Genomic DNA, 14,411 nt, shown 5'->3' with positions numbered 1-14,411 from the left:
ACTACCGCCGGGGCCACAATGGCTTCCATGACATTTGAGCCTGCCCCAGACGGCGCTGACCCCTACCTATGGCTCGAGGACGTCACCGGTGCGGAAGCGCTGGATTGGGTACGCGCGCGCAACAAGCCGACAACGGCGGCGTTCTGCGACGCAGAGTTCGAGCGGATGCGCGTCGAGGCGCTCGAGGTGCTCGACACCGATGCCCGAATCCCCTATGTGAACAGGCGCGGCAACTATCTCTACAACTTCTGGCGCGATGCCGCCAACCCCCGCGGGTTGTGGCGGCGCACCACGCTGGACAGCTACCGCACCGACTCGCCGGGCTGGGATGTGCTGATCGATGTTGATGAACTGGGCCGCGCCGACGACCAGAAGTGGGTGTGAGGCGGCGCCGGTGTCATCGAACCCGACTACACGCGCGCGCTGATCGGCCTGTCCCCGGGCGGCTCGGATGCATCCATTGTGCGTGAATTCGACATGCTGACACGCGAATTCGTCGAGGATGGGTTCCAGCTGCCACCGGCCAAATCCCAGATTACCTGGGAGGACCCGGACACTGTCTTGCTGGGCACCGACTTCGGCGGCGACTCGCTCACCACTTCCGGCTATCCGCGAGTGATCAAGCGATGGCGCCGGGGCAAACCGCTGGCCGATGCGGAGACAATCTTCGAGGGCGCGGGCACCGACGTCCGCGTCAACGCGTCAGCGGATCGCACGCCCGGATTCGAGCGCACCCTGCTGGGACGGGCCCTCGACTTCTGGAACGAAGAGGTCTACGAATTGCGTGGTTCGGAGCTGATCCGAATCGAAGCCCCCACCGACGCGAGCGTGTCAATTCACCGCGACTGGCTGTTGATCGAGCTGCGCACCGACTGGACCGTGGCCACCACCAGGTACACTGCCGGCTCACTGCTGGCCGCCGAATACGACGAATTCCTTGCCGGCTCAGCGGAATTACAGGTGGTGTTCGAACCCGACGAGCACACCGCGCTGTACCAATACGCCTGGACCCGAGACCGGCTGTTGATCGTCACCCTGGCCGACGTGGCGAGCCGCGTCGAGATCGCAACTCCCGGCAGCTGGCGACGTGAGCCACTCTCAGGTATCCCCGCCGCCACCAACACCGTCATCGTCTCCGCCGACAGCCACGGCGACGAGTTCTTCCTCGACTCCAGTGGATTCGATACGCCGTCGCGGCTGATGCGCGGCACCGATGACGGCCGACTAGCAGAGATCAAATCTGCGCCAGCTTTCTTCGACGCGGAAAACATGGCTGTAACACAGTATTTCGCGACATCAGACGATGGCACATCGATCCCGTATTTCGTCGTGCGACGCACCGACGCGGACAATCCCGGCCCCACATTGTTGAACGGCTACGGTGGATTCGAGACATCCAGAACGCCGACGTATGACGGCGTCCTGGGCCGGCTGTGGCTGGCCCGCGGGGGCACCTATGCGTTGGCCAACATCCGCGGCGGCGGCGAGTACGGGCCTGGCTGGCACACGCAGGCGATGCGCGAGGGCCGGGACAAGGTCGCCCAAGACTTCGCCGCCGTGGCAACCGATTTGGTGACCCGCGGCATCACCACCGCTGAGCAGCTCGGCGCGCGGGGCGGCAGCAACGGTGGGCTGCTGATGGGCATCATGTTGACCGGGTACCCGGAGAAGTTCGGCGCGCTGGTCTGCGACGTGCCGCTGCTGGACATGAAGCGGTACCACCTGCTGCTGGCCGGCGCTTCCTGGATGGCCGAATACGGCGATCCGGATAACCCGGATGACTGGAAGTTCATCTCTGAATATTCGCCATACCAAAACATTTCGGCGAACCGGAAATACCCGCCAGTACTCATGACGACCTCTACCCGCGACGATCGGGTGCACCCCGGCCACGCCCGCAAAATGACGGCGGCCCTGCAGGCTGCGGGCCACCCCGTCTGGTATTACGAAAACATCGAGGGTGGGCACGCCGGCGCAGCCGACAACGCACAGATCGCATTCAAATCGGCGCTGAGTTTCGCGTTCCTATGGCGGATGCTGGCCGGCTAACCGGCATTCACGAACGGTGGACTTAGCCCAAATAACGTGGCTATCGAGTTGTAGCCGATTGATACTGCATTACTACCTATTACTACGTATTACTATCTGTTACTACATGGGTAGGACTGCGGCATGAAGCCAAGCGTGAGCTTGTCTACCGAGGACGTCGCAGCATTGGACGCATGCCAAGAGAGTGGGCCTGCCGTCGCAGTCGGCGGTTTGCAGCGAACGGCGTAGATGCTGCGCGGTGAGATCTGGCAGGTCGACCTGGATCCGGCCCGCGGCAGCGCGGCAAATATGCGGCGGCCAGCGGTAATTGTCAGCAACGACAGGGCCAACGCTGCCGCGATACGTCTCGACCGAGGCGTGGTGCCGGTTGTCCCGGTTACCAGCAACACCGAAAAGGTCCCCATTCCAGGTGTTGTTGCCGGCAGCGAGCGGTGGCCTGGCCGTCGATTCGAAGGCGCAGGCCCAGCAGGTTGGATCCGTCGCTGCGCAACGTCTCCCCTGCCGAGCTGATCGAACTCGACGATGCGCTCAGACTCCATTTGGCGTTGTAACTGCTGCAACATCGATTGCCGCCGCGGCCAACGGCACCGGCCGCGCCTAGCCGCAGGGCCCTGCGGCTAACGTCGGAGCAAAGAGCGCAACCGGACACCGATGCCCGAGGCATGCAAATGCCAGCTAGCGAAACCCTGCGCCCGGGTTGGCCGAAGCTTCGAACCAGCGGCGTTATCACGATCCCCGCTGAGACACTTGACCCTTAGGGCCGAAGTGACTTCGCTGCTGCTATGCCGACACCCGATTTCCAGACGCTGCTGTACACGACGGCCGGGCCGGTGGCCACCATCACGCTCAACCGCCCGGAACAGCTCAACACCATCGTCCCGCCCATGCCCGACGAGATCGAGGCCGCTATCGGGTTGGCCGAGCGCGACCAGGACATCAAGGTCATCGTGCTGCGCGGTGCCGGCCGCGCCTTCTCCGGCGGTTACGACTTCGGCGGCGGCTTCCAGCATTGGGGCGATGCCATGATGACCGACGGCCGATGGGATCCGGGCAAGGATTTCGCCATGGTCACCGCGCGGGAGACCGGACCGACGCAGAAATTCATGGCCATCTGGCGGGCGTCCAAACCGGTGATCGCGCAAGTGCATGGTTGGTGCGTCGGCGGGGCCAGCGACTACGCGCTGTGTGCCGACATTGTGATCGCCAGCGAGGACGCCGTGATCGGGACCCCGTATAGCCGCATGTGGGGAGCCTATTTGACCGGGATGTGGCTGTATCGACTCAGCCTTGCCAAGGTCAAATGGCACTCGCTGACGGGCCGGCCGCTGACCGGTGTGCAGGCCGCCGAAGCCGAGCTGATCAACGAGGCGGTGCCGTTCGAGCGGCTCGAGGCTCGCGTCGCCGAGATCGCCACCGAGCTGGCACGAATCCCGTTGTCACAGTTGCAAGCCCAGAAACTGATCGTCAACCAGGCCTACGAGAACATGGGCCTGGCCTCCACCCAGCTGCTGGGCGGCATTCTCGACGGGCTGATGCGCAACACCCCCGACGCGCTCGAGTTCATCCGGACCGCCCAAACCCAGGGTGTGCGAGCCGCGGTCGAGCGCCGCGACGGCCCGTTCGGCGACTACAGCCAAGCCCCACCGGAACTGCGACCCGACCCCACGCACGTCATCACTCCTGATGGGAGCATGTAGTGAGACAGACTATGAACCTTGTCGTCTGCCCGCCTCGAGGCGCCCCAAAAGTGCTACGGTAACCACTATGTCTCGGCTGAGTTCCATCCTGCGTGCCGGCGCGGCATTTCTGGTTCTCGGCATCGCCGCTGCGACATTTCCACAAAGCGCGGCAGCCGACTCCACGGAAGACTTTCCAATACCTCGCCGGATGATCGCAACCACCTGCGACGCCGAACAATATCTGGCGGCGGTGCGGGATACCAGTCCGGTGTACTACCAGCGGTACATGATCGACTTCAACAACCATGCAAACCTTCAGCAAGCGACGATCAACAAGGCGCACTGGTTCTTCTCGCTGTCACCGGCGGAGCGCCGAGACTACTCCGAACACTTTTACAATGGCGATCCGCTGACGTTTGCCTGGGTCAATCACATGAAAATCTTCTTCAACAACAAGGGCGTCGTCGCTAAAGGGACCGAGGTGTGCAATGGATACCCAGCCGGCGACATGTCGGTGTGGAACTGGGCCTAAGTCCGGCCTAAAGCTAACCGGCGTCAAAGCGCGGTCGTTTGCAACGAACCCGGAAATGTTGTCCACCATTCGGGGGACAGCCCGTTGGGCCCATCAGCCGCCGTTCGGCGGATTGATTCTGGCGACCAGCTACGAAATAGTCATATCCATCACCCACGGAATTCGACGACCTATCGCGTACCACTAGGACTAAGGCCATGCCCGACTTCGCTCTTGGTAGCCCAGCCACCACCGGCCACGCGCCGGGATACCATGCCGTTGCGGGGCAGAGGTAAACATCGTGGGCCGCATGGCCTGGACACTGGAGCGCGGCGCATGAGTCAAGCGCCCGGCAACGAGATCCCACACACGCTGGCGGCCCTGGACTGGGGTGGAATCACCTGCCAGTCCGGAGCCGGGTGCACCAACCGGGCGAGTTACGTGGTGCATCTGCATGCGGTAGACGAATGTAACGACCCCGACCTGGACCCATTCGGGAACACCGTCGAAATTCTGTGCATTGCCTGCTTGTGGCACGTCGAGGCCAAAGTCCTGCTTCAAGTCGGTCGGCTCACCCGTTCCCCGGGCGCGTTCTGCCTGACCTGTGGGGCGCCGGTGCGCGAACCCACCGACATCATGCGCGACGTCGCTGCGTTGTAGGGTAATCAGTCCCCGCGGTCCCAAGTTCCCAAGTCCCAAGCGCCCGGCAGCATCGGCATCCGTGGGCCACACTGGAACTCATCGTCGGCCAGCGTGGTCAATCCGGCCGGCGCTGCCACCGTCTCGTTGCTTGCGGTGCCGGCAAACCCCAGCCCGCCCACGCCCGAATTGGACGCCCAAGCGTCCCGCTCGCCCGACGGCGGAATCGCCGGGCCGGAGTCCATATCGACGAACTCGTCGGCGTTGCCACGTTCCTTCGCCGCCGCTCGTCGGCGCCGACGTGCCTGATGACGGGCCGACACCTGCGCTGCCGCCACGGCCGTGACGTTATCCGCGGCGGGCTGCGCTCTCCTGGAACCGGCGGGCGTCCCCGCGTCGAAGTCGATGCCTGGACCGCTGCCCACGAGGTAAGGGGGAAAGCCGCCGGCGCTCGTTGGCACCGACGCCGATGTGGCAGTGGCGGTACCGGCCGGGGGCCCGGGCGCCGCTCCGGCGGCCGGGGCGCTGGCCGGCGCGGTAGTCGGCGTGGCCGTCCCGGCGAGTGGCAACACGGTGGGCACGACCGCATCGGGTGCCGGCGCGGGCACGACGGGGGGCTGAGGGACTAGGCCGGTCAACCCGGCCAACCCCGATACCGCTCCCAGTCCGGAGATGGCTGGGGTGAGCGCAGCCACCAGCAACTGCGGGTTCTCGGCCAGCCAGGTAGCCAGCTGCAGCATGTGTGTAGGCCAGTCGAACAGGATGAGGTCGACAAGGAACTGAAAAGCCTTCACCGGATTGGTGAACAGCAGCTTGGCGAACTCTTGAAAGTCTTGAAGAAGTTCCAGACTTCTGGCAATCCACCACATGAGTGTGCCGGGGTTGGTATAAGCGTCATAGGGGAGGCCGTTGACAGTGCCGGCTTCGGGGTCCCAGATCACGCGACCGCCGGTGATGATCTTCAAGATCTCTGCAATGAAGTCGTCCACCGGGTCCGCGCCCCCGGAATTATTCGAGCTCGAGTGTTGGGATTGGGCATTGGATTTCAGAATTCGCGGCGGAGGCACGCTGTCCGGGATCGAGCGCACCGCCGAGTCCGCGACCGCTTGATAGGTGGCCATCGTGGTGGCCGCCTGAAGCCACATCCGCACGTAGTCGGCCTCGTTGACCGCGATCGGTATGGTGTTGATCCCGAAGAAATTGGTCGCCACCATGGCCCCGTGGGTCGCGTGGTTAGCCGCCAACTCGGCCAGGGTGGGCATGGCCACCAAAGCCGCGGCGTAGGCGGCGGTCACCGCCTCCAGCCGGGCAGCCGCCGCGGCGCAGTCGGCGCTGGCCTGCGTCAACCAAGACAGATACGGCAGGCACGCGGCAGCAAATGATTCGGCGCTGGGCCCCTGCCACACCCCGGCTTGCACCGCAGCCAGCAATGCCCCGAGTTCCTCAGCAACCGCGGCGTATTCACGGCCCAGTGACGACCACCCTGTGGCGGCGGCCAGTACCGGCCCCGGCCCCGGCCCACTACTCAACAAGGCCGAATGCACCTCCGGCGGAGAGGCCATCCATATCAGTGCGCTCGTCATAGCTCACCGCGTAGGCACGAAGTCGCCCCTGACGCATCACCGGCCACACAATCCATTCCGGACCTAGCGACCGCCACGGCGCGCGCCGTAGTTGCGGTCTCTAGGCCGTCGGCACCGACGTGCAACGTCATGTCGAACACTCCTCTATCGGCGACTCCCGCCAACACCAGCTGTGCGTCTGGCAACAATTGACTATGACTATCGTTTGCAACTAGCAATAGTCGTGGTTCGGCTGCGGCGCACGCCCAAGAAGCGTGAGTTTGGTCACCTACCGCCGCCAAGCGGGCCCAAGTCCGGCGCCCCCTTCGTCCCGCACCCGCTTCAGCGCGTTGGCGACCGGCATTCGCATGGGGATCCGGCGAGCAGGCCGAGAAGCGTAGCGGTGAGCAGGCGAGTAAGCGCGGCAGCAAAGTCGAGGTTCCACTCCGGTGGGAGCAACTCTGGCTCCTCGGCATAGGCGTCGGTGAGCCGCTCCGGCGGATTGGCGATCTGCCACAGGGTGGCCGCCAGCGAGTAAGCGGCCAGCAGGATGTCGAATGCCCCAGAACGCCCGAGTGCCGGCAATGCGCTTTCGATCGCGTCGACGAGCGCTATCACGGCTGCGATGCTGGTCCGCTTGACCTCGATGACCCGGTCGACATCCACCTCCTGCTCGAGATGCAGATGCAGATTGGCAAGCAGATCACAAAACAGCGGATCGGCGGCCAGACCGTTGGCCAGTGCCTCGGCCACCCGCGGTGCCGACATCGGCCCCGGCTCGCCCAGCTGCTCGCATACCGTGCCCGACCACCGCGCCCAACCCTCGGCGGCGAGGTGCAGCAGCACTTCTTTGTGCGAGGTGAAGTAGCGGCGCACCGCAGAGTAGTGAATCCCGGCACGACCTGCGACAGCCGTTAACGTCACCGATGCCACGCCCGTCTCCAGCGCCAGCGACCGCGCGGCTTCCACCAGCGCCGCCGCACGTTGGCGCTTGTTTTCCTCGGTGCGGGCGCGCTGGAAGCCGAGTTGCGCCACCGCCAGAGGATAACGCACACCGTGTGATTTGTAAGAGGGCTGCCGATAACGTAGCGTGCCGTTACGCACGTGATATGCGTTACACTCCAGCGAACGAGGTAAGGAGTCGAGAGCTCGGGCCTAAAACCATGTTTTACTTAGGCTAGGCTTAGTTGCGTTCAAGTAGCGACCAGCTCGAACGGATTTTGAAAGTTGGGTATCGTCCGCCGTACCACTGCCAACCGGTGAAGGGGATCTGAGATTTTCAAGGTGCTAATGCGGACTTGGATTCCACTGGTCATCCTGGTGGTGGTCATCGTCGGGGGCTTCACCGTGCACCGGATCCGCGGCTTCTTCGGCTCCGAAAACCGCCCGTCGTACTCCGACACCAACCTGGAAAACAGCAAACCATTCAACCCTAAACACCTGACTTACGAGATCTTCGGACCCCCCGGAACAGTCGCCGACATTAGTTATTTCGACGTCAATTCCGAGCCGCAACGGGTCGATGGAGCGGTGCTACCGTGGTCATTGCATATCACGACAAACGACGCGGCGGTGATGGGAAATATCGTGGCACAAGGTAATAGCGACAGCATTGGCTGCCGAATCACGGTAGACGGCAAGGTCAGGGCCGAGAGGGTTTCCAACGAAGTCAACGCCTATACTTACTGCTTGGTGAAGTCCGCGTGAGTACTAAATTCGCGAACGACTCCAATACCAACGCTCGCCCCGAAAAGCCATTCATCGCCAGGATGATCCACGCCTTTGCGGTACCGATCATCCTTGGCTGGCTGGCAGTTTGCGTCGTTGTCACCGTATTTGTCCCGTCACTGGAAGCTGTCGGCCAAGAGCGATCGGTGTCGCTGAGTCCCAAGGATGCACCGTCGTTTGAGGCGATGGGACGTATCGGCATGGTGTTCAAGGAAGGCGATTCCGACAGTTTCGCGATGGTCATAATAGAGGGTAACCAACCCCTCGGCGACGCTGCCCATAAGTATTACGACGGCCTGGTTGCTCAATTGAGGGCCGATAAGAAGCACGTGCAAAGTGTCCAAGATTTATGGGGGGACCCACTCACCGCCGCGGGCGTGCAAAGTAACGACGGCAAGGCCGCCTATGTTCAACTGTCACTTGCCGGCAACCAAGGCACGCCGCTGGCCAACGAATCCGTCGAGGCAGTACGCAGCATCGTCGAAAGCACGCCCGCGCCGCCGGGCATAAAGGCCTATGTGACCGGACCATCCGCACTCGCCGCGGATATGCACCACAGTGGCGATAGATCCATGGCCAGGATCACCATGGTTACGGTCGCCGTGATCTTTATTATGTTGTTGCTCGTCTACCGGTCGATAATCACCGTGGTTCTCCTGCTGATCACGGTGGGGGTCGAATTGACGGCTGCGCGCGGAGTCGTAGCGGTTCTGGGGCATAGCGGGGCTATCGGACTTACCACCTTTGCGGTGAGCTTGCTGACTTCGCTGGCAATCGCGGCCGGTACGGACTACGGGATATTCATCATCGGGCGCTACCAGGAAGCCCGCCAAGCCGGCGAGGACAAAGAGGCCGCCTACTACACCATGTACCGCGGGACCGCCCACGTGATTCTGGGCTCTGGATTGACCATCGCCGGAGCTACCTTTTGCCTGAGCTTTGCCCGCATGCCCTACTTTCAAACCCTGGGCATCCCCTGCGCGGTGGGGATGCTAGTCGCAGTGGCGGTCGCGTTGACGCTGGGTCCGGCCGTCCTACACGTCGGCAGCCGGTTCGGCCTGTTCGACCCTAAGCGGCTCCTCAAAGTCCGTGGCTGGCGGCGGGTGGGTACCGTGGTGGTTCGCTGGCCGCTGCCCGTTCTCGTCGCCACCTGCGCGATCGCCCTAGTCGGTCTGCTCGCCCTGCCTGGATACAAAACCAGCTACAACGACCGTGACTACCTACCGGACTTCATACCCGCCAACCAAGGATATGCGGCCGCGGATCGTCATTTCTCTCAGGCCAGGATGAAGCCCGAGATCCTAATGATTGAATCCGATCACGATATGCGGAATCCGGCAGATTTTCTGGTCCTGGACAAGCTGGCTAAAGGCATCTTCCGGGTCCCGGGCATTTCCCGTGTGCAAGCAATTACCCGGCCCGAAGGAACGACGATGGACCACACGTCGATCCCGTTCCAGATCAGCATGCAAAATGCCGGTCAGCTGCAGACCATAAAGTACCAGCGCGACCGGGCGAACGACATGCTGAAGCAGGCCGACGAGATGGCCACGACGATTGCGGTGTTGACGCGGATGCATAGCTTGATGGCGGAGATGGCCAGTACTACCCACCGCATGGTCGGCGACACCGAAGAGATGAAGGAGATCACCGAAGAATTACGCGACCACGTCGCGGATTTTGATGATTTCTGGAGACCAATTCGAAGCTATTTCTACTGGGAAAAGCACTGCTACGGAATTCCGATCTGTTGGTCGTTCAGATCGATATTCGATGCACTGGACGGAATCGACAAGCTCAGCGAGCAAATAGGCGTCCTCTTGGGCGACTTGCGCGAGATGGATCGCCTCATGCCACAAATGGTCGCGCAGATCCCGCCGCAGATTGAGGCCATGGAAAACATGCGGACCATGATTCTTACCATGCACAGCACCATGACCGGAATCTTCGACCAGATGCTCGAAATGAGCGACAATGCCACAGCCATGGGTAAGGCTTTTGACGCCGCCAAGAACGACGACTCGTTCTACCTTCCACCCGAGGTTTTCAAGAACAAAGACTTCCAGCGCGCCATGAAGTCGTTCCTGTCTTCGGACGGACACGCGGCCCGGTTTATCATCCTGCACAGGGGGGATCCGCAATCACCCGAGGGCATCAAAAGTATCGACGCGATTCGTACCGCGGCCGAGGAATCGCTCAAGGGAACTCCACTAGAAGACGCCAAGATCTACCTGGCCGGCACGGCGGCCGTCTTCCACGACATCTCCGAGGGCGCCCAATGGGACCTTCTTATCGCGGCAATTTCGTCCCTCTGTCTCATTTTTATCATCATGCTGATCATCACACGGGCCTTTATTGCCGCCGCCGTCATTGTGGGCACAGTCGCACTTTCACTGGGTGCCTCTTTCGGACTATCGGTGCTGCTCTGGCAGCATATTCTCGCAATCCATCTGCATTGGCTCGTGCTTGCGATGTCGGTCATCGTTCTGTTGGCGGTGGGATCTGACTACAATCTGCTCTTGGTCTCCCGGTTCAAACAGGAAATAGGAGCGGGGCTGAAGACCGGCATCATCCGGTCGATGGGCGGCACCGGCAAGGTCGTGACCAACGCAGGGCTGGTATTCGCCGTCACCATGGCGTCCATGGCCGTCAGCGATCTGCGGGTTATCGGACAGGTGGGCACCACCATCGGTCTGGGTTTGCTGTTCGACACGTTGATCGTGCGATCGTTCATGACGCCATCCATCGCCGCACTACTGGGCCGCTGGTTCTGGTGGCCGCTGCGGGTGCGTTCCCGGCCCGCCCGGACCCCGACCGTACCCAGCGAAACCCAGCCCGCGGGCCGGCCCTTGGCGATGAGCAGCGACCGCCTCGGCTGAACCGCCCGTCCGTCTAGCCGGCCGCTCCGAATACAGGATGTGCAGCAATCACTCCGACGATCGGTGGCTGTTGTCGGAAGTGGGGTCGCCGGCCTCACCGCCGCCTACATCCTGTCTGGACGGGACCGAGTCACCCTGTACGAGGCGGACGGCCGGCTGGGCGGTCATGCCCACACCCACTATCTGGACAACGGTGGCGGCCCCCGGGGCACCGACGTCGTCGGCGTCGACTCGGCGTTCCTGGTGCACAACGACCGAACCTATCCAACGTTGTGCCGATTGTTCGCCGAACTGGGTGTGGCCACCCAGGAGTCGGAAATGTCGATGTCGGTGCGCGCCGACGACATCGGACTCGAATATGCCGGCGCACTGGGAGCGCGCGGGCTGTTCGCTTGCCGGCAATCGCTGCGGCCACGGTATCTGTGCATGCTTGCCGAGATTCTCCGCTTCCACCGCGCCGCGGCTCGCCTGCTGCGTGAGGAGACCGACAACGCGGAAGACAAACCGGAGACGCTGGAAGCCTTCCTGAGCCGGCACCACTTCTCGCAGTATTTCGTCGATTACTTCATCACACCCTTGGTCGCCGCCGTGTGGTCCTGCGGCGGGGCCGACGCCTTGCGCTATCCGGCCCGGTATCTGTTCGTCTTCCTCGACCATCACGGCATGCTGTCGGTGTTCGGGTCGCCAACCTGGCGTACCGTCACCGGAGGTTCCGCCAACTACGTGCAGGCGATCGCAGCTCAGCTGGACGAGGTGTCGACCCGCACGCCAGTGCACTCGCTGCGCCGGCTGCCGGACGGGGTATTGGTGGGCGCGGGTGATGGGCCGTCGCGGCGTTTCGATGCGGCCGTCGTCGCGGTCCATCCCGACCAGGCGCTGCTGTTGCTCGACGAGCCGACACCGGCCGAGCGCGCGGTCCTGGGCGCGATCGCATACTCCACCAACAGCGCCCAGCTGCACACCGACGAGTCGGTCCTGCCCCGCCACCATCGCGCCCGCGCATCCTGGAACTACCTGGTGACACCCGGGCAGCACCAGGTCGTGGTCAGCTACGACATCAGCAGGCTAATGCGCCTCGACGGTGGCCGCCGGTATCTGGTCACCCTCGGCGGCCACGACCGGGTTGATCCCAGCTCGGTGATCGCCGAGATGACCTACAGCCATCCGCTGTACACACCGGAATCGGTTGCAGCCCAACGCTTATTGCCGACGCTGGGTGACAATCGGGTGGTATTCGCCGGCGCCTACCACGGCTGGGGATTCCACGAGGACGGCGCCGCCTCGGGTCTGCGGGCGGCCCGGCGCCTTGGCGCCGACTGGCCGGCAGCGATCCCACAGGAGGCGATGGTCGCGTGCTGACTCAAACCCTGACGCCGGCGATCTACCGCACCACGATCAGCCACTGCAGACAAGTCCCGGTGCACCACTCGTTCGCATACCGCAGCTACAGCTGGTACGTGGATGTCGACAACCTCCCCCAGCTGCCCTGGTGGCTGCGACCGTTCGCACGGTTCCACGCCGACGACCACTTCGCTGACCCGTTCTCGTGTCCGCCGCATAGCTCGCTGCGTGACCGGCTGGACGCCTTCTTTGCCGCTCGCGGCCTTGCCGTCCCCGACGGCCGTATCACCGCGCTGCTGCAAGCACGCGTTCTCGGCTATGTCTTCAACCCGTTGAGCATCTTCTGGTGCCACGACCGCGACGGCCAACTGCGCCATGTCATTGCCGAGGTGCACAACACCTACGGCGGACGCCATGCTTACCTGCTACCGCCGGCCGACCTGCCCGTGGTGACGGCCAAGAACTTCTACGTTTCGCCGTTTCATCAGCTAGCCGGCTACTACCTGATACGGGCACCACGGCCCGACCGCGAACTCGACGTCACGGTGACGCTGCACCGTGACCGCCGGCAGGTGTGCCCGGAATTCACAGCCACCCTGCGTGGGCAGCGGCGACCGGCAACGACAAGACAGATCGCGATGATGCAAATCATTTCACCGCTGGCGCCGATGGTGGTGGCCGCGCGCATCAGGATACAGGGGATCAGACTGTGGCTACGTCGAGTTCCGGTGGTGCCGCGATGACCGTCGAAACCAGCCAGACACCGTCGGCAGCAATCGATTCGGATCGCTGGCCAGCGGTTGCCAAGGTGCCGCGCGGTCCCCTAGCCGCGGCATCGGCGGCAATCGCCAACCGGCTGCTTCGGCGCACGGCCACTCACTTGCCGCTGCGATTGGTCTACTCCGACGGAACGGCAACAGGTGCCGCCGATCCGCGCGCACCCAGCCTGTTCATCCATCGGCCGGACGCACTTGCACGCCGGATCGGGCGCCACGGCTTGATCGGCTTCGGCGAGTCCTACATGGCCGGCGAATGGTCGTCGAAGGAGCTCACGCGGGTGTTGACCGTGCTGGCAGGGTCGGTGGACGAGCTGGTACCGCGCTCGCTGCACTGGCTGCGGCCGATCACGCCGACCTTTCGACCTAGTTGGCCAGACCACAGCCGAGATCAGGCCCGGCGCAATATAGCCGTGCACTATGACCTGTCGAACGACCTGTTCGCCGCGTTTCTCGACGAGACCATGACGTATTCGTGCGCAATGTTCACCGACCTGCTGGCCCAGCCAACTCCCGCCTGGACCGAGTTGGCCGCAGCCCAACGCCGCAAGATCGACCGGCTGCTCGACGTGGCCGGGGTCCAGCAGGGCAGCCACGTTCTCGAGATCGGCACCGGATGGGGCGAGCTGTGCATTCGCGCGGCCGCACGGGGGGCCCACATCCGCTCGGTGACCCTATCGGTGGAGCAGCAACGGCTGGCTCGGCAGCGGGTCGCCGCGGCCGGCTTTGGCCACCGGGTAGAGATCGACTTGTGCGACTACCGCGACGTCGACGGGCAGTATGACTCAGTAGTCTCAGTCGAGATGATCGAGGCGGTGGGATACCGTTCGTGGCCACGGTACTTCGCCGCGCTAGAACAGTTGGTGCGCCCGGGTGGCCCGGTAGCGATTCAAGCGATCACCATGCCGCACCACCGAATGCTGGCCACCCGCCACACCCAGACCTGGATCCAGAAGTACATCTTCCCTGGCGGACTGCTACCGTCCACGCAGGCCATCATCGACATCACCGGGCAACACACCGGGCTGCGCATCGTCGACGCGGCCTCGCTGCGACCGCATTACGCCGAGACGCTGCGGCTCTGGCGGGAACGATTTATGCAGCGGCGAGATGGGCTGGCGCATTTAGGTTTCGACGAGGTGTTTGCACGGATGTGGGAGCTGTACCTGGCGTACTCGGAGGCGGGCTTCCGGTCGGGCTATCTGGACGTCTACCAGTGGACGTTGATCCGCGAGGGCCCCCCGTGA

General features: G+C 63.3%; 11 protein-coding genes and 2 pseudogenes. 11 read left to right on the top strand and 2 right to left on the bottom strand.

Going from position 1 to position 14,411, the window contains the following annotated elements:
- The first annotated feature begins 27 nt into the window (after nt 1-27).
- The 6 genes and pseudogenes from FF952_RS02410 (at nt 28) to FF952_RS02385 (ending at nt 4,899) form a co-directional block, all read left to right on the top strand.
- Nucleotides 28-2,049: pseudogene (locus FF952_RS02410) on the top strand (prolyl oligopeptidase family serine peptidase).
- Between the two features lie 68 nt (nt 2,050-2,117).
- Nucleotides 2,118-2,291 (top strand): antitoxin MazE, encoded by a 174-nt coding sequence (locus tag FF952_RS02405; protein ID WP_003903009.1) that lies wholly within the window; start codon nt 2,118-2,120, stop codon nt 2,289-2,291.
- Nucleotides 2,278-2,600: pseudogene (locus FF952_RS02400) on the top strand (type II toxin-antitoxin system PemK/MazF family toxin). The gene FF952_RS02405 and the pseudogene FF952_RS02400 overlap by 14 nt, the downstream one beginning before the upstream one ends.
- Nucleotides 2,601-2,831: 231 nt before the next feature.
- A complete protein-coding gene (locus FF952_RS02395; RefSeq protein WP_003898463.1) occupies nt 2,832-3,746 on the top strand; it encodes a crotonase/enoyl-CoA hydratase family protein in 915 nt (304 codons plus the stop codon).
- Between the two features lie 67 nt (nt 3,747-3,813).
- Nucleotides 3,814-4,260, top strand: a complete 447-nt coding sequence (locus tag FF952_RS02390; RefSeq protein WP_003402286.1) for a DUF5078 domain-containing protein — start codon at nt 3,814-3,816, stop codon at nt 4,258-4,260.
- Nucleotides 4,261-4,575: 315 nt separating this feature from the next.
- Nucleotides 4,576-4,899, top strand: coding sequence for a hypothetical protein (locus FF952_RS02385; protein WP_003898461.1), 324 nt, complete (start codon nt 4,576-4,578; stop codon nt 4,897-4,899).
- A 5-nt stretch (nt 4,900-4,904) separates the two neighbouring features.
- On the opposite strand, the gene FF952_RS02380 is transcribed toward FF952_RS02385, so the two are convergent.
- Nucleotides 4,905-6,461: a PPE family protein gene (locus FF952_RS02380; protein ID WP_003402284.1), complete on the bottom strand. Its 1,557-nt coding sequence runs from the start codon at nt 6,459-6,461 to the stop codon at nt 4,905-4,907.
- 321 nt (nt 6,462-6,782) lie between these two features.
- Nucleotides 6,783-7,493 (bottom strand): TetR/AcrR family transcriptional regulator, encoded by a 711-nt coding sequence (locus FF952_RS02375; protein ID WP_003402282.1) that lies wholly within the window; start codon nt 7,491-7,493, stop codon nt 6,783-6,785.
- Nucleotides 7,494-7,724: 231 nt separating this feature from the next.
- Here FF952_RS02375 and mmpS4 point away from each other — a divergent pair, with 231 nt between their 5' ends.
- Genes mmpS4 through FF952_RS02350 form a run of 5 tightly spaced genes read left to right on the top strand, consistent with a single transcriptional unit; the run spans nt 7,725 to nt 14,411 of the window.
- A complete protein-coding gene (gene mmpS4 / locus FF952_RS02370; protein WP_003402272.1) occupies nt 7,725-8,147 on the top strand; it encodes a siderophore RND transporter accessory protein MmpS4 in 423 nt (140 codons plus the stop codon).
- Nucleotides 8,144-11,047, top strand: coding sequence for a siderophore RND transporter MmpL4 (gene mmpL4 / locus FF952_RS02365; protein ID WP_003898458.1), 2,904 nt, complete (start codon nt 8,144-8,146; stop codon nt 11,045-11,047). The genes mmpS4 and mmpL4 overlap by 4 nt, the downstream gene beginning before the upstream one ends.
- A gap of 39 nt (nt 11,048-11,086) precedes the next feature.
- Complete coding sequence (locus FF952_RS02360) at nt 11,087-12,406, top strand: NAD(P)/FAD-dependent oxidoreductase (protein WP_003402268.1); 1,320 nt, start codon at nt 11,087-11,089, stop codon at nt 12,404-12,406.
- On the top strand, nt 12,400-13,131 hold the full coding sequence (locus FF952_RS02355; protein WP_003900930.1) for a DUF1365 domain-containing protein: 732 nt from the start codon (nt 12,400-12,402) through the stop codon (nt 13,129-13,131). The genes FF952_RS02360 and FF952_RS02355 overlap by 7 nt, the downstream gene beginning before the upstream one ends.
- Entirely contained in the window at nt 13,128-14,411 is a 1,284-nt protein-coding gene (locus FF952_RS02350) for a cyclopropane-fatty-acyl-phospholipid synthase family protein (RefSeq protein WP_003402250.1), read from the top strand. Before FF952_RS02355 ends, FF952_RS02350 begins: the two co-directional genes overlap by 4 nt.

The organism is Mycobacterium tuberculosis complex sp. N0072 (assembly GCF_030323725.1).
GTDB lineage: Bacteria > Actinomycetota > Actinomycetes > Mycobacteriales > Mycobacteriaceae > Mycobacterium > Mycobacterium tuberculosis.
Note: the sequence above shows the minus strand (reverse complement) of the source record. Positions and strands in the feature narration are given on the sequence as shown.

Excerpts from the sequence above, each read along its gene's own strand:
- FF952_RS02395 (WP_003898463.1), top strand. The coding sequence starts at position 2,832 with ATGCCGACACCCGATTTCCAGACGCTGCTGTACACGACGGCCGGGCCG.
- FF952_RS02385 (WP_003898461.1), top strand. The coding sequence starts at position 4,576 with ATGAGTCAAGCGCCCGGCAACGAGATCCCACACACGCTGGCGGCCCTG.
- FF952_RS02350 (WP_003402250.1), top strand. The coding sequence starts at position 13,128 with ATGACCGTCGAAACCAGCCAGACACCGTCGGCAGCAATCGATTCGGAT.
- FF952_RS02390 (WP_003402286.1), top strand. The coding sequence starts at position 3,814 with ATGTCTCGGCTGAGTTCCATCCTGCGTGCCGGCGCGGCATTTCTGGTT.
- FF952_RS02380 (WP_003402284.1), bottom strand. The coding sequence starts at position 6,461 with ATGACGAGCGCACTGATATGGATGGCCTCTCCGCCGGAGGTGCATTCG.